21 protein-coding genes are annotated in these 25,554 nt (G+C 59.6%); 8 read left to right on the top strand and 13 right to left on the bottom strand.

Translation table 11 applies throughout. The features are described 5' to 3' along the window. Positions 1-120: 120 nt before the first annotated feature. Genes AC5P7R_RS12110 through AC5P7R_RS12100 form a run of 3 tightly spaced genes read left to right on the top strand, consistent with a single transcriptional unit; the run spans position 121 to position 1,767 of the window. Positions 121-540 carry a helix-turn-helix domain-containing protein gene (locus tag AC5P7R_RS12110; RefSeq protein WP_134732355.1) on the top strand — a complete coding sequence of 140 codons (420 nt, stop codon included), beginning with the start codon at positions 121-123 and terminating at the stop codon, positions 538-540. Continuing rightward, on the top strand, positions 537-1,403 hold the full coding sequence (locus tag AC5P7R_RS12105; RefSeq protein ID WP_495213887.1) for an alpha/beta fold hydrolase: 867 nt from the start codon (positions 537-539) through the stop codon (positions 1,401-1,403). The genes AC5P7R_RS12110 and AC5P7R_RS12105 overlap by 4 nt, the downstream gene beginning before the upstream one ends. Beyond that, a complete protein-coding gene (locus AC5P7R_RS12100; RefSeq protein WP_495213886.1) occupies positions 1,396-1,767 on the top strand; it encodes a DUF4180 domain-containing protein in 372 nt (123 codons plus the stop codon). Before AC5P7R_RS12105 ends, AC5P7R_RS12100 begins: the two co-directional genes overlap by 8 nt. On the opposite strand, the gene AC5P7R_RS12095 is transcribed toward AC5P7R_RS12100, so the two are convergent. Then, positions 1,764-2,546 carry a 3-hydroxybutyrate dehydrogenase gene (locus AC5P7R_RS12095; RefSeq protein ID WP_478434629.1) on the bottom strand — a complete coding sequence of 261 codons (783 nt, stop codon included), beginning with the start codon at positions 2,544-2,546 and terminating at the stop codon, positions 1,764-1,766. The two genes, AC5P7R_RS12100 and AC5P7R_RS12095, sit on opposite strands and share 4 nt — an antisense overlap. Positions 2,547-2,791: 245 nt before the next feature. Between AC5P7R_RS12095 and AC5P7R_RS12090 the strand changes: the two genes are divergently transcribed. The 3 genes from AC5P7R_RS12090 to AC5P7R_RS12080 all read left to right on the top strand — a co-directional run bounded on the left by AC5P7R_RS12090 (position 2,792) and on the right by AC5P7R_RS12080 (position 4,517). Beyond that, on the top strand, positions 2,792-3,139 hold the full coding sequence (locus AC5P7R_RS12090; protein WP_227852190.1) for a hypothetical protein: 348 nt from the start codon (positions 2,792-2,794) through the stop codon (positions 3,137-3,139). 468 nt (positions 3,140-3,607) lie between these two features. Next, positions 3,608-3,949 carry a hypothetical protein gene (locus tag AC5P7R_RS12085; protein WP_021202901.1) on the top strand — a complete coding sequence of 114 codons (342 nt, stop codon included), beginning with the start codon at positions 3,608-3,610 and terminating at the stop codon, positions 3,947-3,949. Positions 3,950-4,028: 79 nt separating this feature from the next. Continuing rightward, a complete protein-coding gene (locus AC5P7R_RS12080) occupies positions 4,029-4,517 on the top strand; it encodes an XVIPCD domain-containing protein (protein ID WP_227852189.1) in 489 nt (162 codons plus the stop codon). 89 nt (positions 4,518-4,606) lie between these two features. On the opposite strand, the gene AC5P7R_RS12075 is transcribed toward AC5P7R_RS12080, so the two are convergent. The 4 genes from AC5P7R_RS12075 to AC5P7R_RS12060 form a co-directional block, all read right to left on the bottom strand. Further along, positions 4,607-5,086 (bottom strand): hypothetical protein, encoded by a 480-nt coding sequence (locus tag AC5P7R_RS12075; protein ID WP_495213885.1) that lies wholly within the window; start codon positions 5,084-5,086, stop codon positions 4,607-4,609. A gap of 78 nt (positions 5,087-5,164) precedes the next feature. Continuing rightward, the gene (locus AC5P7R_RS12070) at positions 5,165-5,896 is read right to left on the bottom strand and encodes a hypothetical protein (RefSeq protein WP_495213884.1); all 732 of its coding nucleotides are present in this window, start codon (positions 5,894-5,896) and stop codon (positions 5,165-5,167) included. 106 nt (positions 5,897-6,002) lie between these two features. Next, a complete protein-coding gene (locus AC5P7R_RS12065; protein ID WP_495213883.1) occupies positions 6,003-6,797 on the bottom strand; it encodes an SDR family NAD(P)-dependent oxidoreductase in 795 nt (264 codons plus the stop codon). Between the two features lie 80 nt (positions 6,798-6,877). Next, positions 6,878-7,717 carry a type 1 glutamine amidotransferase domain-containing protein gene (locus AC5P7R_RS12060; protein ID WP_495213881.1) on the bottom strand — a complete coding sequence of 280 codons (840 nt, stop codon included), beginning with the start codon at positions 7,715-7,717 and terminating at the stop codon, positions 6,878-6,880. A gap of 96 nt (positions 7,718-7,813) precedes the next feature. On the opposite strand from AC5P7R_RS12060, the gene AC5P7R_RS12055 reads away from it, so the two are divergent. Together AC5P7R_RS12055 and AC5P7R_RS12050 are read left to right on the top strand one after the other, a co-directional pair. After that, the gene (locus AC5P7R_RS12055; protein WP_495213880.1) at positions 7,814-8,737 is read left to right on the top strand and encodes a LysR family transcriptional regulator; all 924 of its coding nucleotides are present in this window, start codon (positions 7,814-7,816) and stop codon (positions 8,735-8,737) included. A 552-nt stretch (positions 8,738-9,289) separates the two neighbouring features. Further along, positions 9,290-9,646 carry a hypothetical protein gene (locus AC5P7R_RS12050; protein ID WP_495213879.1) on the top strand — a complete coding sequence of 119 codons (357 nt, stop codon included), beginning with the start codon at positions 9,290-9,292 and terminating at the stop codon, positions 9,644-9,646. Positions 9,647-9,785: 139 nt separating this feature from the next. On the opposite strand, the gene AC5P7R_RS12045 is transcribed toward AC5P7R_RS12050, so the two are convergent. The 8 genes from AC5P7R_RS12045 to mads1 form a co-directional block, all read right to left on the bottom strand. Continuing rightward, positions 9,786-10,784 (bottom strand): hypothetical protein, encoded by a 999-nt coding sequence (locus tag AC5P7R_RS12045; protein ID WP_495213878.1) that lies wholly within the window; start codon positions 10,782-10,784, stop codon positions 9,786-9,788. 82 nt (positions 10,785-10,866) lie between these two features. Beyond that, entirely contained in the window at positions 10,867-11,781 is a 915-nt protein-coding gene (locus tag AC5P7R_RS12040; RefSeq protein ID WP_495213876.1) for a hypothetical protein, read from the bottom strand. A 759-nt stretch (positions 11,782-12,540) separates the two neighbouring features. Continuing rightward, the gene (locus AC5P7R_RS12035; RefSeq protein WP_495213875.1) at positions 12,541-14,511 is read right to left on the bottom strand and encodes an ATP-binding protein; all 1,971 of its coding nucleotides are present in this window, start codon (positions 14,509-14,511) and stop codon (positions 12,541-12,543) included. Between the two features lie 67 nt (positions 14,512-14,578). Then, a complete protein-coding gene (locus AC5P7R_RS12030) occupies positions 14,579-17,665 on the bottom strand; it encodes a TrlF family AAA-like ATPase (RefSeq protein ID WP_495213874.1) in 3,087 nt (1,028 codons plus the stop codon). Positions 17,666-17,805: 140 nt separating this feature from the next. Beyond that, positions 17,806-20,490 (bottom strand): TnsA endonuclease N-terminal domain-containing protein, encoded by a 2,685-nt coding sequence (locus AC5P7R_RS12025; RefSeq protein WP_495213873.1) that lies wholly within the window; start codon positions 20,488-20,490, stop codon positions 17,806-17,808. After that, entirely contained in the window at positions 20,480-22,408 is a 1,929-nt protein-coding gene (locus AC5P7R_RS12020; RefSeq protein ID WP_495213872.1) for a site-specific DNA-methyltransferase, read from the bottom strand. The genes AC5P7R_RS12025 and AC5P7R_RS12020 overlap by 11 nt, the downstream gene beginning before the upstream one ends. Then, positions 22,408-25,329 (bottom strand): ATP-dependent helicase, encoded by a 2,922-nt coding sequence (locus AC5P7R_RS12015; RefSeq protein WP_495213871.1) that lies wholly within the window; start codon positions 25,327-25,329, stop codon positions 22,408-22,410. The genes AC5P7R_RS12020 and AC5P7R_RS12015 overlap by 1 nt, the downstream gene beginning before the upstream one ends. Continuing rightward, a complete protein-coding gene (gene mads1, locus AC5P7R_RS12010) occupies positions 25,326-25,538 on the bottom strand; it encodes a methylation-associated defense system helix-turn-helix domain-containing protein MAD1 (protein WP_495213870.1) in 213 nt (70 codons plus the stop codon). Before mads1 ends, AC5P7R_RS12015 begins: the two co-directional genes overlap by 4 nt. Between the last annotated feature and the right edge of the window lie 16 nt (positions 25,539-25,554).

The raw sequence follows: 25,554 nt of genomic DNA, 5'->3' as shown, positions 1-25,554 counted from the left end.
GGCCCGCGCGAGCGGCACCGGGCAGATGGCCCCCTGTCGCCGCCGCCGCGCAATTCCCAATCGCTCCCGCAAATTGCATTTCATGGAACAATAGGGAGCGCATGGTTCTCGAGTTCCGATATGTCCCCCGCGTTGCTAACCGTCGATCAGGCTGCCCAGCAGCTCAGCCTGCACCCCAAAACCGTCCTGCGGCATATCCGTAGCGGCCAACTGCGCGCGACCCGCATCGGCAAGTCCTATCGCATCACCGCCGAAGACCTCGACGTGTTCACCGGCACCGTGCGTCAGCCCTCCACTGCGCGCCCACAGCTGACCACGGTGGTGGATATTCCCGGATGCGGTGCGGCACGTGCCGCCGACCTGGTGCGTGCCCTGCATGCGCGCGTCACCGGCCGCGAGGCCGACGATGAGCCGCTGCGCATGGAGACGATCTATTCGCCTGAGCACGATGTGCTCAAGCTGATCGTGATCGGTGGCCTGGCAGGTTCCACGGCGCTGCTGGTCAGCCTGCAGCGTCTGCTGCAGGACCGCAGCGCATGAAGCGGCAGCGCCCCGGCATTCCCACGCAGCACGTACTTGCCGCCTATCGCCAGGTGCTTTCGGACTGGCCGGTACCACACGAATCGCATCATCTCGCCACCCGCGCCGGTTCGACATTTGTGGTCAGCTGCGGCCCGGAACACGGCCCTGCCCTGGTGCTGCTGCATGGCACCCTCAGCAATGCCGCCAACTGGATGTTCGACGCCGAACGTTGGAGCGAGTACTACCGCGTGCACGCCGTCGACATCATTGGCGAACCGGGCCTCAGCGAAGGCACGCAACCTGCGCTGGACAGCGACGCGCATGCGCAATGGCTGGATGATGTCCTCGACGCACTTGGCGTGGAAAGCGCAGCATTCGTGGGCCTGTCGTTCGGCGGCTTCCTGGCACTGGACTACGCGCTGCGAAGGCCTGCCCGGGTCAACGCACTGGTCCTGGTCAGCCCCTCGGGTATCGGGCGCCAGCGTGCATTCCTGCTCAAGGCGCTGCCACTGTTGCTGCTTGGCCGATGGGGACGCGAGCGCCTGCGCCGCGCGGTCATGGGTCCCGCGCCACTGCATGCACCTGCACGTGCGCAGCCGCTGCTCGCCCTGCTGGCATTGATCCGTGCCGAGGTTCGGCCACGTCCGCTGCGCATTCCCCGCATCAGCGACGAGCGCCTGGCTACGTTGCATCCGCCGGCAGCCCTTGTCATGGGCGCGCGTGATGCCCTCATCGACGCCCCTGCCGCCGCCGAACGCATGAAACGGCTCGTCCCGACGGCGGACGTCACCCTGCTCGCAGACGCCTATCACTACATCCCCGGCCTGCGCGAAGACATCCTCGCCCGGCTGCGTCAACTGCAGAACCTCCAGCATGAATGATTCCATTGAACACATCGGCACCACCCGCCTCCTGCGCATCGCGCCGCAGGGCCCCGCACTCGATGCCAACGGCCTGCGCGATCTGGTCGGCGATGCCCTCGGGCATCAGGCCGAGTGGATTGCCGTGCCGGTGCAGCGCCTTTCGGCAGACTTCTTCGAGCTGCGCTCCGGCATGGCCGGGCAATGGCTGCAGATGCTGGTGAACTACCGCGTGCGTTTCGCCGTGCTGGGCGATGTCAGCGACTACCGCGCACAGAGCGAATCGCTGGACGCGTGGATCACCGAATGCAACCGTGGTCGCGATGGCTGCTTCGTGGCCGATTGGGATGCCCTGCTGGCACGTCTTCCCGTGTCGGCCAGCTAGCGCGCCGTCCAGCCCCCATCCATGGGCAGTGCCGTGCCGGTGATCTGCGCTGCGGCGTCCGAGGCCAGGAACACCACCATCTCGCCCAGCTGCTCGGGCGTCACGAACTGCAACGACGGCTGCTTCTCGGCCAGCAGCGCGCGGGCGGCGGACTCCTGATCCGTGCCTTCGCGCTCGGCCAACGCGGTGATCTGCTGCTCGACCAGCGCCGTCCGCACCCAGCCTGGGCAGATCGCGTTTGCGGTGATGCCGGTGCCCGCATTCTCAAGCGCGGTCACCTTGGTGAACCCCACCACGCCATGCTTGGCCGCCACGTAGGCCGACTTGTTCACCGAGCCCACCAGGCCGTGCACCGACGCAATGTTGATGATGCGGCCGGCGCCCTGCTGCTTCATGTGCGGCAACGCCGCCGCCGTGGCATGGAATACGGCCGACAGGTTCAGCGCCAGGATTGCATCCCACTTCTCGACCGGGAACTCCTCGATCGACGCGGTGTGCTGGATGCCCGCGTTGTTCACCAGGATGTCGATGCGGCCCATCTTCGCCACGGCGTGGTCGATCATGCCTCGCACTGCCTCGCCCCGCGACAGGTCAGCGCCGTCATGCGCCACGCGCACGCCGAACTCGGTTTTCAGCTTGGAACGGATGCGTTCGATCTCCGCCGCATCGCCGAAGCCATTCAGCACGATATCGGCACCTTGCCGCGCCAGGGCTATGGCGATGCCAAGACCGATACCACTGGTGGAGCCGGTGACCACCGCAACCTTTCCACTGAACATGGGCGAGCTTCCATCAAGTACAGGCAACCAGTTTAGCCCCGCAGATCCACGCCACACGTGACTGCCGCGACTCCAGTAGATCCACGCCACGCGTGGATGCTCTCCCTCAACGTAGCCTCAACTCGATGATCCCAAGGACGGAGGCCGCTCGGGCACTCCGCCTGATGTCGCAAATGATATTGGACCCGCCAGGGAATATGCGGATACTCTTGAATCCGCATGGGTCTGCCGAAAGGGTGATAGTCATGGCTTTTGCTTCCCCTCCTGTCCCGGCGAACCTCCGAGAAATGCTCAAGGACTATCCGGAGCTTATCGAGAGGCTGCGGGAAGCGCTTATTTCCGTCAACACCAGAAGCACGGGGTCTTTACCGCCGTTTGAGGATGCAGTGTGGAAGCTCGAGGATTGTCTCGACAGCTTTATCAATGACGCCCAGGCTGAGCTGACGGCAGCCAAGGCATCAGGTGATGCTGAATTGATTTCAGCGACCGACGGCAAATTCAAGCTGATGTTCCGAGCGCGATCCGGCAATGGCGGAATGAAAGGTCTCCATGAACTTCGCGATTATTTCAAGGAATCGGAGAAGCGGCGCTAGTTGGAGCCGCATCTGCAATTGAGCCCCGCAAGTCATTTCGCCCGCATCTCTGATGTCATCCTTCCGGAAAGCCGTTTGGACCAAATTACAAGCCAGCTGATGCCTCATGCCTTCATTCTTGCGGAGTAGACATGACCAAGGTGAAGGAGAATTGATCCGTACCGTCGAATTTGAGATTCCCGAGCCAGCATGCTGAACGTCAGCGATCTGGCGGGCTACTTCTTGGCCAAAGACCGAGGCACGTGAATAGTCTTGTGGTGGCCGGCCAGCGCTGAAACGCCGACTGCCAGGAGAGAAAGTAGTCCCAAGAGCGGCATGAATGGGGCCAGCGCCAGGATCACCCCAAGACGGAGGTTCCAGCTGGCCAGCCGGGAGACGATAGCCGACCTGCCGTGGGCAGCATTGAACTTGCCACTGCAAGTGCAGATACTCGTGAGAACGCATCAAATCGCCAGATAGGTGAAAGCCATGCCTCAGCCCCTTCCCCCGGTACCGGCAAAGCTCCTTGAATTGCTCAAGGACTATCCGGATCATATCCAGCAACTGCAGAAGGCTCTCAATTCGATAAAGAATAGAAGAATCAAGTCCACCCCACCCTTCGAGGCCGCAGTCTGGGAGTTGGAGGACTGTCTTAGCGCCTTCAAGATTGAAGCGCGCGCTGAAATTGACGCCGCTGTGGCATCAGGCGATCCGCAAGCGATCGAACGAGCCAAAGAAAAGGAACGAGTGATGTCATTTGCCAGGTCCAGCAACATTGGCCTAGCGAATCTCAGCGAGCTGCGTGCCCACTTTGACGCCAGTATGGAGTAAAGCTAATGGCCTCCAAGGATGGTCAGTTGCCGGCAGACGTGCATCAGCGGGTTCTTCGGGAACACACGTGGGGGCCCCGGTGGCATCGCCCTCAAGCGCAACAGTCCAGCAACCCGAAGCGCCGCCCGCACCCCTGCTGCCTACCCAGCCCGAACATCCCGATCACGCCCTCTACCAGCAGGTGCGCGAAGGCGTAGCGGCGCTGGACGCCAAACACGGTCGCACCTTCGACGAAGCCAGCGAGCGCATGACCGCCAGCCTGCTGGTACTGGCCAAGGACAACGACCTGGACCGCGTCGACCACGTACTGCTGAGCAACGCCACCGCAGACAAACCGGCCGGTCACACCCTGTTCGTGGTCCAAGGCGAGCCCAGCGATCCCGGCCACCAGCGCGCAGCGATGCCGACCGAACTGGCTGCGCAGACCACGGTTGAAGAATCCATGCAGCAGTTCGACGCCGTCAGCCGCGAAGCGCAGCAGCGCGCCATCGCCAACCAGCTTGAGCAGCAGCTGGAAGATCAGCGCGTGCAGCAGGATATCCAGATCCGCGCCGCCAGCATGGGCTGAGTGGGTGAAACACGTTCGAAATAATTCACAACAACCCGCCCTCCTGGCCCCTCTGTTTGCCAATCGGTGCCACTGCTATCGCCGCACAATCAAAAGAACAGACCGGCCCGATCAACGGTCGCCAGCGGATTGGCCTTCCGCACCGCCTCCAGGAACAGCAGGAAATCGCGGTTGAACAGCGTCAGGTTGTTGGTGAACGTCACGCACTTTCTGCCCGACGCTTTGCTGAAGCACACCCGCCAGACATAGCGCCCGTAGATCCTGTCGGACGTTCGTGTGACTGAGGCGATCTGCGAGAGCGGAACCGCCGTGGGCACTGGCCCACGCCGCAGGTAAAAGGACGCCGCATCAAAGAAGTAGTGCTCCCGATCTTCTTTGCCATCCACCATCACCAAGGTCATGGACCTGCCGGAAATCCGGCGCGGAGCATGCAAACGCAGCCCCGATTTCACGGACGAGCGAGCAGTTGCTGACATTCGCCGAAGGCTGAGCCAGAGGATCACCAACGGAAGGGCCGCGAGGATAATGAAACCTACGGTCTTCAAAACAGTTTCCAGCGTGCTGGGCACACAGATCTCCAGGATGAACGTTCAGGCGATGCCCAAGTAGATCCACGCCATGCGTGGATGCTCTCCCTCAGCGCCCCATCACTTCCAATGGTCCGGCCCCAGGAACGGCAGGCTCAACACAAACACCGGAACCGCCACAGGGATCAACGCCGCGCCCAGCACCTTGCCCGCCGCCGACCCCACACCCGGCTTGTCCTCCCTCTCCGGCAGGATCCGCTGCGCCCGCGCATTGATCGGCTGTGCCAGCTTCCCCTTCTCCGCCAGTGCCGCAGCCTCCGGCAACTGCACCTGCTCGCCGTCGCCCTCGAACAGCGCGCTGTAATAGCTGCCGCCCTTCCGTGAAAGATTGCAGGCGCGATCAAACGCCAGCGCGTAGCGGGTCCGGTCCATCGGCAGGTAGTAGCGCGCCCGCTCCTCCACGGCCTTGGCCTCGCGCGGGGGGACCTCAATCCGCTCCAGCTTGAACTGCGCGGCCTGTTCCGCCGTCACCTGCTCCGGCCGCAGCAGCAGCGCATAGCTGCCGTGCACCTTGGCCTTGTTGGCCGGGTCGCGCCAGTCTTCATGGAAGTACATCTGCGCGCAGGCCACCGCCTCGCGCAGCGGGCTGTCCATCAGCGCCCGGTACTCGCGGAACGGTGCGGCATTGAAGCGCATCGGCTCGTCATAGCGCGGCAGCAGGTACAGCTGTCCGTCTTCGGCCACAAAGGCGCTGGTGACCTCACGGTTCCAGACGTGTTCCTCCGGCCCGCTGGCGCAACCACCCAGCAGGCCAAGGCACAGGGCGGAGAGAATGAAGAAGGACGTTCGCATGTCGTGTTGAAGGCTTCCCTGGGAAAACGGCCCCGCCCGAAGAGCGGCGCCGGTCCGCCATGGTGCCACGCGCCACATCACGCGCCAAACCGGCCCAACCGCCGCATCACAGAATGGACCGGTAGGTGCCGCCCTCTACGCGCACCGCCGCGCCATTGGAGGCCGCGCCCAGCGGGCTTGCCAGCAGCGCCACCATCGCCGCGATCTCGTCGGCCTCGATCATCCGCGCGATCAGCGAACTGGGCCGGTAGGTCTGGAAGAAGTGCGCTTCAATCTCTGCATCGGTCATGCCCGGTCGCGGCGCGGTCTGGCGCAGGTATTCCACAATGCCGTCCGAGCGTGTGGCCGATGGCAGCACGCTGTTGACCGTCACCCCGGTGCCCCGGGTCAGCTCAGCCAGGCCACGCGACACCGCCAGCTGCGCCGACTTGCTCACCCCGTAATGCACCATGTCCGGCGGCGTGAACGCACCTACCTCGCTGGACATGAAGATCACCCTGCCCCAGCTGCGCTCCAGCATGCGCGGGAAGTAGTGCCGCGACAGGCGCACGCCGGACAGTACGTTGACCTCCAGCATGCGCATCCAGTCATCGTCGCTAATGTCGGCAAAAGCCGCCGCTTCGTAGTAGCCCAGGTTGTTGATCAGGATATCGGTATCGGGCTGTGCCGCGATCACGGCGGCCGCGCCCTCGGCGCTGGCCAAATCAGCCACCACCGTAGTCAGTTGCGCGCCCGGCGCCACAGCGCTGATCTCGGCCATGGCTGCCTGCAGCTTTCCCGGGTCACGCCCGGTGAGGGTCACGCTTACGCCTTCGCGTGCAAACGTGCGCGCGATAGCCAGGCCAATACCAGCGGTCGCGCCGGTGACGAGTGCGGTCTTGCCCGCCAGTTGAAGATCCACGAGGTTTATCCTTTGAGTAGGAATTGGGCGTCCCGCGCGCCGAGCGCAGGACTCACCGAAAAACAGATGTGCTGTCGGGCTTACTTCAACCGCTCCACCAACCGCTGCCCCACCTCCAGCGCCGACGCCGGGTTCTGCCCGGTAATCAGCTCGCGGTCCACCACCACATGCCCGGTCCACGGCGTGGTGTTGCTGCTGAACCGCGCACCCGCCTGCTGCAGCGCGGTCTGCGGGTAGAACTTCATCTCACCGCCACCCAGAAGCGGTTTGGCCTGCTCTTCTTCCTGGTTGCTGATCACCGTCATCCGGTAGCCGCTGTAGATCCACTTCGGCGTAGCCGGCGTTGCACCCGCCTCCAGCTTTGCCACGAAACCAACGGCATCCGGCAGCGTGGACAGCAGCGCGATCGGCCCGTGGCAAACCAGCGCGGTGGTCTTGTTGCGCTGGTGGAAGTCGGCCAGCAGACGGCCCAGCGCCGGGCTCTTCAGCAGGTCCTGCATCGGCGCGTGGCCGCCGGGAATGTAGACCGCATCGAAACGCGCGTAGCCCTGCTGCTCAATGCGCGCCAGGCTGACCACCGGCGAGGCCGTCGGCGAGGTCAGCGCCAGTTTCTCCAGCAGGTCCTTGTGCAGTTTCAGCTGCGCGGCGTCGTTGCCGAAGTACGCCGGCGTCACCGAAGACGCATCCACCGTCGGCGCCCGTCCCTGCGGCGTGGCGAAGGTCACCTCGTGACCGGCGTCCAGCAGCAGCTTGACCGGCTGCATCAACTCGTTGAGATAGAAGCCGGTGGACAGCACCTTGCCGTCCTTCAGGTCCAGGTGGTTCTCGTCGGACAGCACCACCAGCACGTTGGCGGCATGCGCGCCAGTAGCGGTCAGGGTCAGGGCCAGCGCTGCGGCCAGCCGGGTCATCAGGTTCATGGGGAGCTCCTATCGGGGAATGGCCGCCACTTTATTCATCGCCCCAGCGGCGATAAATTGGCCCCATCGCAAAACATCTGTTCCCCGGAGAGCCAAATGAGCCGCAAGTTCGACTACCTGGGCGATGTAGAGGTGTTCCTGGCAGTGGTCGAGCACGGCTCGTTCACCGCCGGCGCGGTGGCGCTGTCCACCACGCCCTCGGTGCTGAGCCGGGCGGTTACCCGCCTGGAAGCGAGGCTGGGCCGGCAGCTGCTGCAGCGGACCACCCGCCGCGTGGGCCTGACCGACGCCGGGCGGCTCTACCTCGAGCAGGTACGCACCGCCTTCGGCCTGCTGGACGACGCCGAGCGCGACGTACTGGCCCAGGATGGTGCGCTGGCCGGCCGCGTGCGCCTGAGCGTGCCCACCACCTATGGCCACTACCGGCTGCCGCCCGTGCTGGCGCGCTTTGCGCAGCAGTACCCGCAGGTGCAGGTGGAACTGAACATCACCAACCGCAACGTGGACCTGGTGGCCGAAGGCTTCGACCTGGCCATCCGCCTGGGCCAGCTGCCGGACAGCGGGCTGGTGGCGCGGAAGCTGGAAGACGCGCAACTGCTGCTGGTGGCTGCGCCGGACTACCTGCAGCGCCGTGGCACGCCGCAGACGCTGGACGATCTGCAGCAGCACCTGTGCCTGCCGTTCGTGATGCCGCGCACCGGGCGGTTGGCGCCGTGGGCGTTTCGCGACGGTGGGCGCGACGTGGACTGGCTGCCGCGTTCGTCCATCGAGACCTCCGACGATGTGCTGGGCGTGGTGTCGCTGGCCGAACAGGGCATCGGCATTTGCCAAAGCTATGAATTCATCGTGCGCGAGCGGCTACTGCGTGGGGAGTTGGTAGAGGTGCTGCCTCAACTGCGGGGGAGATCGCGGCCATTCTCGGTGATCTATGCGCCGCATCGGCGGCAGTCCGCGGCGGCGCGGGCGATGATTGAGTTGCTGGTGGGGAATGCGGCGGTGGTTGAAGACGGCGTTGGTTGAGGCTGTGATGCTCGCTGGCGGTGTCGGGTTTGAACCGATTTTCGGGGTGTGCGGTCTGTCGGGTGCCACTGCCTGCCGAAGCAGACTAAGAACTGTTGCAAAGAAGACCGTCGCGCTATTCGCATGTGGCGTGGGCGATTGCGCCAGTTTGATTCGCCATCAGCAGAACAGCCGCGCGAATGCGTCTGCTGGCGTCGCGTGCTGCACGAATGCTGCGTGCGACAATAGTTCTTCGCTCTCGAATTCCGCGATTCCTTCGCGAATTTCTATTGGTATTCGAAGCGGCGGCGTAAACACCATGACGTGCCACCGACAACGGGTGGCCGGGTCTGCAAACCCGCATTGATGTACGCGTCTGTAGTTTGCGCTTGCACGTCGGCACCGTCCTTAACCGGTGCCGGCGGGCAATCCGTCGGCCTTTCTGGCGGGCGGTGCGTGGGGGTCTTCGGATCCACCGGTTCTATGACGCTACATCATCCCGGTTTGCAGCCATGCATCGTCCGCCACCCCTTCACGGTGGCGCTGTTAAGCACAGCCACGGAAGCCGACGCCATGAGCGAATCCGACACCTTCTCCTCGTACACCGTTGTTGAACCCATCAACGACGACACTCCCCTGCCCGATCTGAACTCCCTGCTCGGCATCCTCAAGCGCATGCGCGGCTGCGAGGGTGCAGATGGGCATCCTTGGCCAGAAACCGATGTGTCGCCTGGCCGCCGCGTGAGCCTGGCCAGGAGCGAGCGCGCGATGGTGGGCGCGCTGACGGTGCTCGAGCTGCTACACGCGGCAGACCGCTGCCGGGTGGCTGCTGACCCGGAGCGGCATTTGGATGAGGGGGTTGTGGATGGGTTGTTTCTGGCTTGTAGGGGGCTGGTTGAGTGGGCCTGCCACGAGGTCAGGCCTGAATGACGCTTATCAGCCGACCTGGCCACATAAATGTCAAATGGTGAAGTCAGTGTCCACGTCCGGCAGGAAGCAGGATGGACAAGGCTCAGAATTGAGACGAGCCGAGCGCGACATCAGGCTCAATTAGATGGACTACCTCCACTCAGCCAATGGTCTGCACGGCCCTTTTTACGCCACCATCTCGATCGGTGAAGAAAAAGAAACCAGCCCGGTCAGAGTTCGCAAATAACTCAATGTTGCTGATATGGTGCATCGCTGGCTTTACATTATCCGAGAAGAGCTGAAAGTTCAATTCATCCGTATTAATTTCAACTGACAGGCCGGAAAAATCCAATTCATAACACGACGCCAGAACCTTCACCTTGGTTGACGGAAAGTTTGTCTTGTAGATCTTATTATACCTAGGCTGAAAGTATCGAATTAGCGCAGCCTCCGCTAATGATATCTGCTGAGACTTCTTTAACGGCCGCTCCAGGATACTAAAAAATCTATTACTGTCTCGCTCATCGCTAATCACCGACTTTGCTTTTCCATCAAAAAGCGTCAAAATCCTGTAAGGCTCATACACGAATGTGGCAACAAATATCTCGCCATCTGGATCTTCATATGAGGCCTCTGCAAGAATCTTCTGCAGCGTTGAATGGCTCTGGAGTCGCGTGAAGGCCGAGCGATTCCCACTTGCAAAGGATTGCCCGACGTAAAGAACCTCAAGATTTGCCAATTCGGGCCTATCCACGTGCTGACCCTCGCGAATACTAAGGGCGTTCGCTGGAAGATAACGGACTATACTTCCTTGAGAATCATATGTCCTCATCTCACGATGCGGATAAGGTGAAATCGAAACACTAACCGCTCCATCCAAGAGTGGAAACTCTATGGAAAATGGCAGCCGACGCACAACCCCACCCACTGAATAGAGAAGATCGCCTACTGCCTGCCCCTTTGAGTAGACAAAGGTGGAAGGATCAAATCGAAGACTTGGCCGACGGCAAACCACGTAAATGTGAGAGCGATCTGCGATAGCCATCTCTTCCGGAGCCATAGTTCCGCCAGACGTCAATTGGTCGGCAGAGATGAGCATCCAATTGCTCGTGCAAAGATTGACAGAGAACTCCGAAAGGTAGTGCTTTTTTTTGGCCATGATTGATGCCACCAGTGACTCCAAACACCCAGATTACAGATCACCTGCAAGAAGGCACCCCCCCATTTACACCAGTAAACCTTTACTCATTAAATTCAGCGCACGGAAGATAGGCCTCTCCGGTCTGAGAAGCGTGGCGTCTTATCCTTGAAACGATCTCAGAGAACCCGATTGTCCCGGAAAGGAACATGTAGAGGTGCATTGCATCCATAAGCATCAGCCTAGTCTGCCTACCGGACGCCCCCATGATCGCGACACTCGAGTAACCTGATATAGAGACCATGATACCCATGGTGTTATCAGCCTTATCATCTACCTTGGCGCGCAAAGAGTCGATATCTGTTGCTGCTGCCTGAGCTGAAGTGAACTTCAGCTCCACCAGATAAGTGGTGCCGTCTATCGTCAGAGAGCCATCAATCTGACGGCCATTAGTCACGTAAGGTCGGCGGCTATGAATATCACAATAATCAAGAAGATCGTAGAACCAGTCTTGGAAATCATACCCGCCCTTCTGTGTGCCAACCGAAGAATGAAGATCTTCCAGTCGCTCTTGAAGGATCCTCCTATCTGTTAGGCTGCGTTGAATTCGGGCCCTCTCTTCCCTTGCCTTCTCTTTTGCCTGCTCTCGCTCTCTTTCGCCGCGGATCATTTCGTCCTGTGACCTCAGGTACGCCCTGAGCTCTGCCACAGCTTGATTTGCATCTGCGATCTTCCGCGCGGAATCTTCCCAGCTCCTTAGGTCCGGGAATGTAGTCTGCTCTGACAAGCTTCTAGCCATCTGATAGATGAGCGCCTTGCCACGATCAGAGGCCTGCAGCTTCTGAAAAGTTCTATCCAAGAAATCCCGCTTGCTTTCACTCTCAGCCCAAGTGGCAATGTGGCCTTCAGCCACGTAGCATGACCGCAAAAATTTGCGCAAAGCCTCTTTGCGCCAATACGACTTGAGTGCAACTTCGTAGGTAAGTTCAATAAGTCGATGGGTAATCTTGGCTGCCATTGACGCCCACTGTAAGGTTCAACTAACACCAAATAGCCGGAACCTTGGTCCCGTCTACAAACTTGGTAGCGCACCGTAGGTGGGCCACTCCCCTCATACTCTTCGATCTTAAGCTCAACAGGGTCGGGCTCACAAGCCAAGCTGTAGCAGGACCTACAGATGGCAGGAGAAGGGAAACGCATCGACGGTTTGCCCAGTCGGATTGGACATGAATGCGTCGCCTTCCCACTGCTCATGGCCCGTCTTTAGATCGCCTGTCGCCCTCGACACCTAAGCTCCCGATTCGGGCAGACAGGATCGTTAGCTGCCAGGTCAACTGACCGCACACTGATATTCGAGGACGCATACCTCGGAGGTCCACCCGGGGCGAAGGTTGGCCTTGAGTGCTAGGCCCGCCCGGTCATATGCAAACGTCGACCGCAACGCGAGGCGAATCCAGCTACACGATCTGCATAGTTTTGAACGATCGCAAAATACCTCTCAAACAACAAGGGCGCCTCTCGGCGCCCTCGTTCTTTCAACTCATTCCCACTCCATCATCAACGAGGCTCACAAACCCGCGTGGTTAAAGGGATTGACTGTGATTGACATGGGGCCTTACCGTCGCTTTTACCGTCAGAAGCGCACATCTTTTGCTGACGCGGGAGATGGGACGATTTGTGGGACAACGACGCCAACGGCACCATCATCAATCAGGATAAAGGATACCGATTCGGAGACCCGGACGGGAAGATAAATCTCTTGCCCCCATGACATGGCTCATTCCGGCTTTGGCTCTCGCAGCACGAGAGGGGCCTGGGTTGCAATCTGCATGACCTTCGCCGACAAGTCCGCGCCAGACACGTCTTCGTACCGCGCCGGAATCCGTTCCTTGAGCCGAAAGAGCCTCTGATGGGCAGTCCGTGTGAGCTGACCATAGGTGGCTGCAACCACCCGGCCTCGAAGCACGCCATCTTCACGGAGTTCCTTCTCCTTTGTGGTCTTCGGTGCGATCTCATGCCCCACAACGAATGCGCGGAACATTGGCGTTCCATCCAGTGCTCCACTCGACAAGAAGTCTTGAACGTAGCCGTCGGCCTGGTTCATCTCGTCGCGCCCTATCGCCGACTTACCCTTCTTAAGTTCGATGATCAGGACGTTCTGAATGCGGGTGAGAGTAGTGTCTGCAGAATCGAAGCCTTCGGTTCCCACGATCGAACAAGTCGCGTCGGCCAAACCCATGATGTCCGGTCGTTGTTTGTAGTTGACAAAGGCATCGTTTGACACCCGCCTCTTGAAAACCTTCTCTGCCGCCGTCCGCAAACTCACGTTCGAGGCGTATTCGCTGCTGTCGAACTCGGGGCCGAAGAGCCACCTCGCCTGCGTTACCAATGGATGAAGGGTATGAAGCTCGTCGGCCGCCTCGTCTCCACAGAGCTTCTCTATTGCAGCAACTATCGCAAGTCGGTGGTCGATCTCGTCAAGAACAGAAAGAGCATCACGCACTGTCCATTGGCCCAACAGGCGATCCAAGCCTTCGATGTCCGACTCATCCAGCTTTGTAAGCTTTTCAAGCAAGGCCGCCCCACCCCTGGCCTTTTCCAGATTGATCACCGCTTGCACCGCAGAGGAAAGGACGTCTTGAGATGCCGTAGGCATAGATTTCGCCAACTCGCGGGCAAAGGTAGCGACCTCGGCTCTTCCAAGTTGGGAGAGTTCCTTGAACTGCTCCTTGTTACGAACCAATGCCTCTTCCGAACTCTCTTCCACCAATGTCGATGAGAGGGAGGAAAAGACTCGCTGTGCGTACTGACGCACCGCTTCAAACAGGGCGTTTGTTTTGGGGCCTGCCTTGAAACGGGACCAGTCCGGCTCGACCTCGGCCATCCAGCCATCGTCAGTCTTGACCACGATTGAGTAACGCTTGGCAAAGCGCGCGCGGCCATCAATCACTGCATCGGCTCCCACGATCCACCCCGGGGCCCCTACCAGACGGCCGTTTACCCAGAAGGCAATGCCTTGGTAGAGCGTTGACTTGGCCGAGCGCGTTGAGTCCACAACGTAGGCCTCAGCGGGAGGGCAACCCTCAATTGCCAAAACTGCCCTCTCGATCAGTCCGGTCTGATTGGCCAACGACACTGACTGGCCGTTGACGCGCACCACAAACTGTGGATCGTGTAAGAACCGAGCGGACAGTATTTCGCGAATCTTGTCTGGATCAGGTAAGTGACGCTCAACCACAACCGATAGCTTAGTGCCGTGCCCTTGGCGCAAGAAAGCGGTCTCCTTCTCGATGCGGAACGGGGTCTCCTGGCTCTGGGTTCCGATCTCGAAGCCCGCGCCTTTTCCATCGCGCCAAGTCTCCACCGAATACTGACTCGCGAAGCACAGCAGCCCATGGCGGCCAACACCATTGCGGCCATAGGCCCTACGGCGCCAATCCTTGCGCCCGGCTGGAAATTCCACGTTAGGCCCTTGGTGCTTGATGCGGTCGTAGCCCAGCCTCATCCAGCGGCCCTTGAACTGCGCGGCACTCATGCCGTGCCCATCGTCCTCCACAGTCAAAGCTAACTCGCGGGACGGTGGGATAGTCAGGTCCACCAGAGAGGCACCGGCATCCCAAGCATTGGCCACGAGTTCCGTGAGCGCGACTTCCGGATCATGCGCGATACGCCCAAGCGTGCGAACCAAATAGTCCTCTTCAAAGAACGATGCGGTCGCGGTATCCGTCTTTCTTCTTGGCTTTGCCATCAGTTCTTCCTATCTTCATCCTTCACCAGCGCAACGTGCCTCGACTTTTCGCCTACATGAAATGTGATCACTGCAGCCGATACTTCGATTGCCTGTTCTTGAATGCAGGCTCGGTACCTTCCAGAATTTCGACAACTCTGTTCTTGATCTCTGGCTGCTCGATCGCACCAGCCTCATACTCAAATCGAACACCCTCGGTGTTGCGGAAGGCGTAGATGATTTGCTCAGCGTCGCAAACCACCGCCAAGTTCGGGTTGTGCGTGACCATGATGACTTGGCGCCTCTCCTTTGCCTTCTTGATGCACTTGACCAAGATCTTGTAGATGGTTTGGTTGTCGAGGTTTTCTTCCGGTTGGTCGATCACGATTGGAATGTCATCTTTGTCAACCAAGAGGTAGAAGACCAGCAACAAGAGCCCCCGCTCGCCGGGTGAAAGCTGGCCGATGTCCTGGCCATCGTAGGTCAATGAGTAACGAGGAGAAAGGTATTCGAGGCCAAAGATGTAGTCGAGGACCTCTGTTGCTTCCACCCCTTTACGAAGCTGGTCGGCCAAACGTGTCTCACGACCTTCCTGCCCTTCACGCTGATCGAACCGCGTGGCTTGATCAATCTTTTCGGCAAAGACGAAAGCGTCGTCCGGCTCGACGAAACTCGCCTCCTGCAGCATGCGCCGAAGCAACTGGTTGCTCTCGTCGATGCCGGAGAACGTTCCTCGGACCTGGCGATTGAGCTTTGCAAGGAACAGGTCCAAGAAGCCAGCCTCCTCAATGCGGACATGGAACTCCAGAGGAAGGTTCATGTCCATCTGGCCGGCCGACCTTACAAATGCCTGAACAGGCTGATAGAGCCGCTGAAACTCGTCAACCATGCTTCGAATCAATGCATGGATTTCCTTGAAGAGCCGAGCCCGTTGCGCCTTAAGCTCTTGCAGCCGATCAGGTAGCGAGGCGAGCAATCCAATCTCAGCTTCCAACCAGGCAACAGTTCCCTGCTTATCGCTCGATCCTATGATCTCGACCTTCGATTTTTCCCACTGGACCAGCGCCTCCTTGTACAGGACGAAGAGGCGTTCACGCTCACCAAGCTTGCTTTTGGCATCTGCGATGGAGGCAGATATCTCCTCGCGCTTCTTCAAAAGGCTGCCAGGCTCCGTGCTCTGAAGCTTCCCGTCGATTGCTTCGATCTCAGCCTGCATCGCCTTGGTAACCTCATCAACGGGCTTGGCGTCGATCCGGACCTCAAACAGTGCGGTAATGGGAATCTCAACCCCAAGCTCGCCCAATAGCTGCTTCAACTCGCCTTCGAATGCGTTGCATTGCTTCTTCTGGTTGGCCAAGGCCTGTGCGATGCGCCGCGCGACTGCTTGCTTCTTTGCCGCGGTGGACTTCGCCTCTCTGAGGTCCGACTCCTCCTTGCCAACAGCCTGAAGTTGCTGTTCGAGTCCATCAATTTTGGCTGCTGCCTGCTTGGACTCCTCCAAGGCCTCAGGTGAAGCGTTCGGGTCTTCGACTTGTTTGGGCTTTGACTCTTCGAGCGACGCAAGCTCTGCTCTCTTTGCCGCCAGCCGTTCCTCCAAGCCCTTCTTGAACTCGGGAAAGAGCCGGGCGTCGGCGCCAACGATCTCGGCGTTGATCAGTGACATTCGATCACGCAACGCCTTCATGGCTTTGTTGATCTCCGCCACTTTGAAATTCAGCAGCGCGTCCATTGACGGTTGGTCGAGCTGATCTTCGACTGGTACGTGGGAGTAGATGATCTTGCGAAGCTCTGCGTCGAACGTTTCTGAGCCACCTGCGCCCAGCTCATTGCACAGCGTATCGAGGTAGCTCTGCGGAAGATACTTCACTCGCTCTACGCTGCTGGATTCCGGATCCTTATCCAGATCCCGCGGAGTTTTTGAACCGTCATGCCACGCCAACGTACCCACGAAATGCTGCGCAAGCTTCGCGCGAGGTTCTCGGAAGCGTGTTTCATTCAAGAACGAAAAACTGCGATGGTTTTTGGTATTGCCAGCCAGCGCAATGATGTCAGCGAGCGCACTCTTGCCGCTCCCCTTATTCCCAATGATGGCGACCAAGTCCGAATTAAGCGGAAGCTCCATTTCGAACCATGTGTCTGCGAGTTTTGAGTCCTCTTTCTTTGCGACCTTGACCGAGCGAATGAACTTCGTTCGGTTGAGTTCGACATGCTGGCGTTTAGGTGGGTTGTCGCCAACGAAGATGCGATCCTCAAACTCCTCGATGGACTGCAACAAGCCTCTGAAAGTGCTATCCGCCTTGATCCAAGTGAAACAGTTACCGATGCGGTCTTTATCGGCCGATGCGCTCAACCAATGGGCATCGGAGCAGTCAAGCAAATTGGAGTTGACACCAGATTCACGCAGCTTGGCTCTGGCCTTGGCGTGGTCCTCAGGCGATTCGGCAGCGGTGAAAACAAGATCGGCGCTGTTGATGAGTGTCTTCTTCTCTGCAATTGAGTGATCATCCCATTTCAGGTTTTCCCACTCTGTCTTGCCAACCGCCACAACGAACTTACCCTTGAGGGCATCGTTCGCCAGCGCCTTATGCAAGCCATCCGCGCTCACGTTAAGGTTATTGAAGCCCTCAACGAGCGGACTCCCATACTCCGCCCGCTTGTCGGCGGGGGCTGACCCGATAATGGCGGCACCCAAAGCCTCAATGCTTTGCCTTGAGATCACGGAATTCCATCTGCCTTCGCCGGTCGAACCTGGAAGAAGGCGATAGCTTGGGGCAACTGCTGAGATGAACTGCTGGCGGATGAAATCCGCGTCAACCTGATCGAAGATGATGTGGATGTTGATCCTGCTCCAGCTTGATGGAGCGTTCCCTTTCTTGCCTCCCTGGACCACTCCACCGAATTTATCCAACCGCAGTTCCACCACCGGCAATATCAAATCGATATTTTGCAACCTACCCTGCTCCCGCTTTGCCTTCAAGACTCTCTCGTAGCCATCGACCAGCACATAGTCATTGATGCCAATGACCTTGAACTCTTCTGGCAGGTTCTCGATGTCCTTCAGAAATGCCTCCCAAGCCTCCTCACGGGTGCCTGGATAGTTGTGATAGAAGGACTCGGGCGTGTGGACGTGCAGGTCCCATTTTTTCCAAGTCGATCCAGTCAGCGCGAGGGGCATATGTCTCTCTCCGAGATATTTTTTGCGAAGATCCAGTTCAGCAGAATAGGTCGGTCTCTGTTCCCAGCATCTCGTCTTGCTTGTGCCCAGGTCCTCCCGCTCTTTGCCTTCCATTATTCATAGAGCATTGACCGCGCAAGCTACAGCAGCATCCGAAAGTTCCGCTTGTCCGCGTCCGTGGACTTCATGATTCGGTACTCCATACCGCTGGCCACCGCGATCTGCTGGGCAAAGTCCTTCTTGGCCTGCACCACGGCGTCCTCGATCTGGTTGTCGGCCTTCACCTCGACGATCACGTACTTCAGGCTGCCGTCCGGCTCCTCGCGCTGGAAGATGAAGTCGGGGTAGTAGCTGCGCACGGTGCGTGAATCCGGGTCGATGTACTGGATGAAGAAGTCGGACTGCCCGTGGGTCAGCATGCCGGTGAAGTAGATTTTCTTCACCCGCTGTTCGCGCAGCAGATCCCAGAACAGCCAGTTCTCCGAGCCGGAGTCGAAGCAGTAGGTGTCGAGGTGAAAACTCTTGGCGCGCTCGTCGTCCTTGATTTGCGTGTTGCCCATTCGGACGATCTTGTCTTTGGCTGCCGACACCTCGTAGTAGCCGTTGGGGGGTAGCTTGATGAGATCGACCTCGTGCTCCTCGGTTTGCTGCGACTCGTCGAGGTCGTAGAGCTGGCGGAACAGACGCGGGATGATCTCGTCGTAGAGCAGCTCGTTGAACTCGTTGGTCATGGCGACCAACTCGGCGGTGCCTTCCTTTGTGGCATCGAGCAGTTCCTCGATCTCCAGCGGGGTGCGATTGAGGTAGCGCGACACTTCGGCCACTAGCGTCAGCGGCGAGAAGGTGCGCTTCTCGCGGCGGTCGGTCAGGTCGAAGGTTCGGCTGCTCGAGGCGCGGGCCGCGTCAGCGGCGGTCAGGCCGTCCTGCTGCGTTTCGATCAGTCGGTACTTCTCGACCAGCGGCCCCCAGCTTTCCTTGTGGGCGCGGTCGAGGCCCAAGGACTGGCCGGGCACCAGCTGCTTCTCGCGCATCTGGTACTGCTTGCGCACGCGCACCAGCTTGATCTTGACGGGCGGCTCGACCACGCGCACTTCCACTCGCTCCTTGTCGCTGCCGGTCTTTTGCAGCTCGTCGGCGCTGATGCGGAAGTTCTGCTGCAACTCGTCGTTCAGGGTGTTGAGGTTGTCGTCTGAGAGGAAGACGTGGCCGGTGTGTTGGGCCTCGCCGATGGCGCGCAGGCAACGCATGGTGGCTTGCAGCACAAACACCTTGGACTTCGGCTCGCGGAACAGGCCCACGCCGAACAGTGAGCGGCAGTTCCAGCCCTCGCGCCCCTTGTTGACCAGCAGGATGAACTGCTTCTCCGAGCCTTCGGTGTCGAGGCGGTTGAACTCGCGGATGTCGTCGTTGGTGGTGATCTTGCTGTCGCCCACGTTGACCAGGATGCGCGAGGTGGGGATGCCGTGCTTGAGCAGCGCACGCTCGACGGCAGGCTTCAACTCTTCGGTCAGTTCTTCCACGGTGGCCGCGAAAAACGCCAGCTTGGGCAGCATTCCTTCCGGGCGCAGGTTGCCCGATTCTTTCAGGAAGCTCTCGATGGCGATGTCCACAAACTCGTCGGTGCGGGTGTTGGCGTAGCCGTGCAGCGTCACCTTTTTGAGGAAGCCCTTGTCGATGGCTTCCTTCAGGCCGTAGGCGTACACCACTTCCGGCAACACCTCGCGCCCCACGTAGGGCGTGCCGGTGTAGTTGTAGCAAGCCACCACGCGCGTGCCCGCCGCGTTCAGGCTGGCGGCGAGGATGTCGATGGTGGTGCGCAGGCTGGTGTCGGTTTCCTTCGCGCCCACGCCCATGTCTTTGGCCAGCGCCTTGCCGAAGGCGTGGTGGGCCTCGTCCACGTAGATGCCCAACTGCTCCAGGCGGCGCAGCTTCTCGAAGCGCTGGTTGGTGGTCAGTTCGCCTTCTTCTTCCGGCTGGTCAAAGTTGTAGAGATCAGCGGCGTCGGCATAGACGCCGGTGGCCGAAAGGGTTTCGCCGGTTGCGCCGAACAGCTTGTCAACGGAGGTTTTTTCCTTGTGCTGGCGCTTGAGGATGATCTTCTGCGTGTTCGAGACAATGATATTGAAGCGCGAGCGATCCAGCGTATCCAGCGAGGTGCCCGCTTCTTCGAGGTAGTGGAAGCGCAGGTGCGCGGTCAGGAAGTTGACGTACTCCGGCGGCACCACGCGCGTCAGATCGAAGGCCTCGATCTCTTTGAGCGATTGCAGCACCGTTTTGTCGGGTGCGAAAACCAGTGCGTTGTGGCAGTAGCGAGCGTCCTTCTCGAATTTGTTGCCCAGCAGGAACTCATAGAAGATACAGGTCGCCATCAGGATGGTTTTGCCGGTGCCCATCGTCAGCGCGAAGATGTAGTTCGGGTAGGCGCGTGAGTTCTTGCGCATGGCCGCGAACACTGCCTTGTACTGATCCTGCGTGATCTTGTCGAACAGGCCGACCTGGCCCGCGCTGCCCGACACCACACCGCCCTCGGCACGGTCGGCAAAGCGGCCTTGTTTTTCAAACCACTGCTGGAAGATTTCCTCGACCTTGGCGTTGCCGAGGAACTCCTTGAGGAAGACGTAGGATTCCAGCGCCTCGAACTGCGGCTGGCGCAAGAAGGCCTTCGGGTTGCGATCCGGGTTGTTGAAGTCGAGGAACTTGCGGGTCAGCTCCTTGTAGTGCTGGCGGATGGTGCCCCGGTTGGCCTGATGGAACTGCCAGAGGAACTGGAAGAAGGCGAAGTCGAGCGACGCGCTGACCGCCTTGGCTGCGCGCTTAGTCGCCATCGGCTACGCTCCCTTCCCAGGACTCCGACAGCAGGTCGGTGATCTTCACGCGGATGGTGCCCGCATCGTCCGGTACTTTGTACGCGCCCTTGACCATCTCGTTCTTGCCGGGGAGGTCCACCACCGCCGGTTGCAGCACCGCGCCGTCGTAGTTCCAGTCAATCAGCACTGACTCGGCCAGCTCCTTCCAGTCCTCAACCGCTTCCTTTTGCAGCGAGAGCTTTTGCAGCAGGTTCATCGGGTAGAACTTTTCGATGACCAGCTCGCCCTTCTTGATGGATACCTTGGCCTGCGAGTCGCGCTTGAACTCCAGATCGGCCTTGTCGCGCAGGATGTCCACCACCTCGACGTCGATCTTGAAGGGCTTGGCGGCCAGTTCCAGTTCCGCGCGCAAGGTCGGCTCGTGGCCCATGCAGACGAGGGTGATCTTCTCGACCGGGCGGTTCGGGCTTTCGTTCTGCTTGCGCTCCCACGCCTTGTAGTCGAAGCCTGCGATCAGCTCGTTCAGGTCGGCGCGGGTGGCAATGCGGTTGACGGGCATGATCTTGACCATGCGCCCGTCCTTCTCGCCGTCGAACACGGTGCTGAATTCCAGCTTCTGGATTTCCAGCGCTTCGATCAGCAGATCCTTGGCTTGAACGGGATTGCGGAAAACGTCGTAGTGATTGACGTTGTAAAGCTCAAAACCAGTGAAGGGTTTTGCTTCTCCATCAATGCTTTTCTGCCGCAAATCATCGGCAACACCGATCAGTCGTTTGGTTGTCGTTTGGATCGAGCCAAGGTTAATGTCTGCACCGATAAAGCGACGGCCAAGCTGCATGGCAACTGCTTGGGTCGTCCCTGATCCCATGAAACAGTCGAAAACAAGGTCCCCGGGGTTAGAGCAGGCCAATACAATCCTCTCCAGCAGCGTTTCGGTTTTTTCGGTTGGATAGTCAACGTACTGTGGGTCTTTCATCGTCCACACGTCCTGCACCCGATTCCCCTCATCCTCATCCGCGTAGCGAATCAGTCGTGGATTGCCGGAAGACGACCATTCGATTTTCCCTTGGGTGTCAAACTCATCAAGCTGTGAATGAACATATGCCCAGTGCCGTCCACGCGGCGGGGAAAGGTTGCGCCAAGGTCGCCCCGTTTCCCCGGTACGTTCTCCGGGGGCATGCAGGGCTACTGTCGTGTACCTGCGTCCTTCGCCATTTACCTTCTCGAAGATGCGCGCTAGGTCTTCTGAGTCCTTTTCCTCGCGGAGTGGTGTCCACGCATAATCGTCTCCTCCCTTGCGGTAGAAGAAAACAGTATCGTGAATGTTCCCGAACGCAGTCAGTTCGGAGTTCTTTGGATTTGATTTAATTCGTGCAATCTCATTGCAGAAATTGTTCTGACCGAACACCTCATCAAGTAAGCAGCGAATGTGATGGTTCTTATGCCAATCGCAATGAAGAAATATTGATCCAGATGGGCTCAGCAACTCTCGGAGTAAGAGAAGTCTCTCGTACAGGAACTGGAGATATTCATCGTTCGTCCAAATGTCGCCGTATTGCTTCTCTTCGAAAGCCGCTTGGTCGCCCTTGGCCTTATTGCCTCTCAGCGAAACCTGCTTTCTGTAATCCGCCTTCGAATCAAACGGCGGATCGATGTAGATGAGATCGACCTTGCCCCTGAACTCCTTCAGCAAGTGGCTCATCACCTGAAGGTTGTCGCCCCAGAAGATCTTGTTGCGCCACCCATTCACTTCCTCGCCGTGGACTTCCTTCAACTGCGCCGGGTAATACTGCGTCGAGGTGAACGGACGCTTGCCGCGCCAGTTGAGCATCGGGTAGCCCTTGATCGGCTCGAACTCGTACTTCTCGACGTTGGTGGTGCCGCCATCTGGCGTGACCAGTTGCAGGCTGTCCTGCGCAGGGGTGTTCTTGCTCATCAGTTGCTCTTCCTGAATTTCCAGTTCTTGTTGTCGCAGTAGGCGCGCATGTCACAGCTCAGGCACAGCTTGGCCGGGCGTGTCGCAATGCCGTAATCCTGCCGTTCGATGCGCGCCACGATGTCGTCGAAGCGCGCGATGGTTTTGCCGATGGCGCGGTCGTCCTTGCTGAAGGAAACGTAGGGGTTCCCGCCGTCCTCGCCGGTGTAGTACAGGTGCATCCGGCTGACCTTCTGGCCGGTGCGCTCCTCGACCAGATGGGCGTACACCTCCAACTGGCTCTGGTACTGGCGCAGCCGCTCCCGATCCTTCTCCATGTCGGGCTTCTTCTCCGACTTGAAGTCGATGATCTCGACCGTGTCGTGCTCGCCGCGAATCAGGTCAACGCTGCCTTTGAGGATGTACTGATCCTTGACCAGCGAAATCTCGACCTCGGCTTCCTTGATGCGATCCCAGTTGCCGTTCTCGCGCTCGTAGTAGCGCAGCACGTGCAGCAGCGCGGCCTGCTGCGAGCTGGGCGCGAGGTACACGCGCTCCTTCTTCGACAACAGGGCGTAGTTGGCTGCGAACCAGCTCTTGATGCCGTCGAAGGTGATGGTGCCTTCTTCGCCGCGCAGCACGGTCTTGTGGATGTCCTCGATGGTTTGATGCACCAAGGTACCGAACAGCATCGGGCTTTCGCGGATGGCGGCGAACTCCAGCTCCTTGAAGAAGCGGTACTGCTCGGCGCAGTTCTCGAACACGGTGATGTCCGATGTGAACGAGTATTCGCGCTTGAGGTTGATCTGTTTGACCGCCTCATAGGTCAGCGCCGACAGATCGACATCGCGCCAGCTCGGCACATCGTAGAACAGGCGCTCGAAATACTTGGACGGCGACTTGCCGAGGCCTCGGCCTTGGCGCTCTTGCGCCGCCAGCACCAGCAGGTTCTGCGCACGCGAGAAGGCTGTGTAGAACAGCCGCCAGAAGTCGAAATTCTTGATGTGGTCGAGCGGCTCGAAGCGCTCCTTCGAGAGGTAGCCGCCGTCCTCCAGCAACACATCCAGTTCACCGTACTGCTTGCGCGGCACCGCCTCCAGCGAGCCGCACACCACCACCGGAAACTCCAGCCCCTTGGACTGGTGGATGGTCAGGAACGACACGCAGCCCTTGGGCGCGTACTCGGCTTCATCCTCGTACTCGCCGATGCCGCCGTCCTGGAGGAAGCGCAGGAACTGGTTGAACAGATCGCGGATGTTCTTCTCCAGCCATTCCGGGTTCAACACGCTGACGTAGTGCAGGTACTCGAACTTGGTGAGCAGCTTGGAGAAGGTGCCGAGGTTGCGCGCCGCGCGCCCCTTGTCCACGCCCAGCGCCGCTTCCTCGGTGAGAAAGCGCGAGAACAGCGGGAACTGGAGCAGTTGGTAGAACAGGCCGGAGAAGGCATAGTCGGTGTTCTGCGTGAGCACGGCGTGACGCTTGGCCAGCGGACGCGCCCAATCCAGCAGCGGCTTGTTTTCCGGTTTGCGCAGCTCGTCGGTGAAGGGCTTGAAGCAGAGCTGGTCATAGTAGTCCCAGATGTCCAGATGCACGCCTTCGGCCCACGCGCGCACCTTGGGGAACTGCGGGAACAGGAAGATCAGTGCGCCGATCATCAGGCGGATTTCCTCGCGCTCGAAGAACATGTTCGAGCGGGGCGAGAAGACGGGCACACCATCGGATTCGAGGAACCGTGCGAGCGCCACCACCTTGTCGTTCTTCACCGAGCGGAACAAGAAGGCCACCTGATTCCAGTCCGTCAGCTTGCCGGACGCCTTCAGGCTGTGCAGGAAGGCCAGCACCTCGGCGTGCCAGTTGGTGGTTTCGCCCTTGTCGTCGCTGGCGGCCAGCCGCACTGCCGTGGGCACGCTGGGGAAGTCGTCCTCGCGCGGCAGGATTTGCTTGTCGAAACGGAAGGATCGCGTGCCGTCGTCCCACACCTGTTCCTTCATCCACTCGTTGTAGAAGCGGATGATGTCCGGATGCGAGCGGTAGTTGACGGTCAGCTTGACCTGCTTGCACTGGCCCTCGTCGAACAGCGCGGGGAACTCCAGAATGTTGCGGATGGTCGCGCCGCGAAAGCGGTACAAGCCCTGGTCGTCGTCGCCCACCACGCACAGATTCTTCTTCTCGCCCGCCAGCAGCAGAAGGATGCGTTCCTGAATGGTGTTGGTGTCCTGGTACTCGTCCACCATCAGGTAGGAGAGCTTTTCGCGCACCTGCGCCAGCACCTCGGGCCGCTTCTCCAGCAGTTGCAGTGCCTCGTATTGGATGCCGGAGAAGTCGAGCGAGTTGTTCTCGTGCAGCAGTTCCTGATACTTGGCAAAGCACGCGGCCAGCGCGCGGATTTCAACTTCGGGAGCCGCTGCGAGCGTGGCCGCGTCGAGGGCTTCCTCGCTGACCTTGTTGAGCCACTTGAGCAGGTTCTCCGACTGCGCCCAGCGCCCCGACTGGTCGTCGCCCATGACGAGTTGGGCGTCGGGCAGTTCGCGGAAGTCCTTAATGCGCTGGTACAGAAAGTATTGCTGGTCGAACTGGTCGAACAGCGTGAAGCTGCGCTTGAGCCGGGTGAACTCGCGGAAATCCTCCAGCAGCCGCAGGCAGATGGAGTGGAAGGTGCCGAGGTACATCTCGTTCAGGTTGAACTTGATGCCCAATTCGGTCAGCCGGTTGGAGATGCGTGTGGTCAGCTCACGCGCGGCCTTGTCGGTGAAGGTGACGACGAACAGCGACTCCGGCGCGACGCCTTTCTGCGTGATGAGATAGACGATGCGCTCGACCAGGGTGAAGGTCTTGCCGGAGCCGGGGCCCGCGATGATGAGTACCGGGCCATCGGTGGCGAGGATGGCTTCGAGCTGCTGCGGGTTGGCCTTGGATTGAAGGGCGGTGGCGCTGCTGGTCATTCCGCTCCCTCGTCATCATCCGCCATCGCCTTACCGATGCGGTTGGCGATCCACTGATCCAGATCGCCGCGACGGAAGCGCCACGTCCCACCGAGCTTGAAGGCTGGGAGCCTGCCGCTCGCCGCAAGGCGATAGACCGTGCGCTTGCCTGCCTTCAAATAGGCGGCTACCTCGTCAATCGTGAGGATTTCGTCCGGCTGGTCGCTCATCGGTTTTTCCATGTCA

Source organism: Stenotrophomonas sp. YJH_SMC_27 (assembly GCF_059369815.1).
The sequence above is the reverse complement of the archived record's forward strand: the minus strand, read 5'-3'. Positions and strand labels throughout refer to the sequence as shown.

Excerpts from the sequence above, each read along its gene's own strand:
- AC5P7R_RS12040 (WP_495213876.1), bottom strand. The coding sequence starts at position 11,781 with ATGGCAGCCAAGATTACCCATCGACTTATTGAACTTACCTACGAAGTT.
- AC5P7R_RS12020 (WP_495213872.1), bottom strand. The coding sequence starts at position 22,408 with ATGAGCAAGAACACCCCTGCGCAGGACAGCCTGCAACTGGTCACGCCA.
- AC5P7R_RS12030 (WP_495213874.1), bottom strand. The coding sequence starts at position 17,665 with ATGCCCCTCGCGCTGACTGGATCGACTTGGAAAAAATGGGACCTGCAC.
- mads1 (WP_495213870.1), bottom strand. The coding sequence starts at position 25,538 with ATGAGCGACCAGCCGGACGAAATCCTCACGATTGACGAGGTAGCCGCC.
- AC5P7R_RS12105 (WP_495213887.1), top strand. The coding sequence starts at position 537 with ATGAAGCGGCAGCGCCCCGGCATTCCCACGCAGCACGTACTTGCCGCC.
- AC5P7R_RS12060 (WP_495213881.1), bottom strand. The coding sequence starts at position 7,717 with ATGAACCTGATGACCCGGCTGGCCGCAGCGCTGGCCCTGACCCTGACC.
- AC5P7R_RS12025 (WP_495213873.1), bottom strand. The coding sequence starts at position 20,490 with ATGGCGACTAAGCGCGCAGCCAAGGCGGTCAGCGCGTCGCTCGACTTC.
- AC5P7R_RS12090 (WP_227852190.1), top strand. The coding sequence starts at position 2,792 with ATGGCTTTTGCTTCCCCTCCTGTCCCGGCGAACCTCCGAGAAATGCTC.
- AC5P7R_RS12100 (WP_495213886.1), top strand. The coding sequence starts at position 1,396 with ATGAATGATTCCATTGAACACATCGGCACCACCCGCCTCCTGCGCATC.
- AC5P7R_RS12045 (WP_495213878.1), bottom strand. The coding sequence starts at position 10,784 with ATGGCCAAAAAAAAGCACTACCTTTCGGAGTTCTCTGTCAATCTTTGC.
- AC5P7R_RS12015 (WP_495213871.1), bottom strand. The coding sequence starts at position 25,329 with ATGACCAGCAGCGCCACCGCCCTTCAATCCAAGGCCAACCCGCAGCAG.
- AC5P7R_RS12070 (WP_495213884.1), bottom strand. The coding sequence starts at position 5,896 with ATGCGAACGTCCTTCTTCATTCTCTCCGCCCTGTGCCTTGGCCTGCTG.
- AC5P7R_RS12085 (WP_021202901.1), top strand. The coding sequence starts at position 3,608 with ATGCCTCAGCCCCTTCCCCCGGTACCGGCAAAGCTCCTTGAATTGCTC.
- AC5P7R_RS12055 (WP_495213880.1), top strand. The coding sequence starts at position 7,814 with ATGAGCCGCAAGTTCGACTACCTGGGCGATGTAGAGGTGTTCCTGGCA.
- AC5P7R_RS12050 (WP_495213879.1), top strand. The coding sequence starts at position 9,290 with ATGAGCGAATCCGACACCTTCTCCTCGTACACCGTTGTTGAACCCATC.
- AC5P7R_RS12095 (WP_478434629.1), bottom strand. The coding sequence starts at position 2,546 with ATGTTCAGTGGAAAGGTTGCGGTGGTCACCGGCTCCACCAGTGGTATC.
- AC5P7R_RS12110 (WP_134732355.1), top strand. The coding sequence starts at position 121 with ATGTCCCCCGCGTTGCTAACCGTCGATCAGGCTGCCCAGCAGCTCAGC.
- AC5P7R_RS12035 (WP_495213875.1), bottom strand. The coding sequence starts at position 14,511 with ATGGCAAAGCCAAGAAGAAAGACGGATACCGCGACCGCATCGTTCTTT.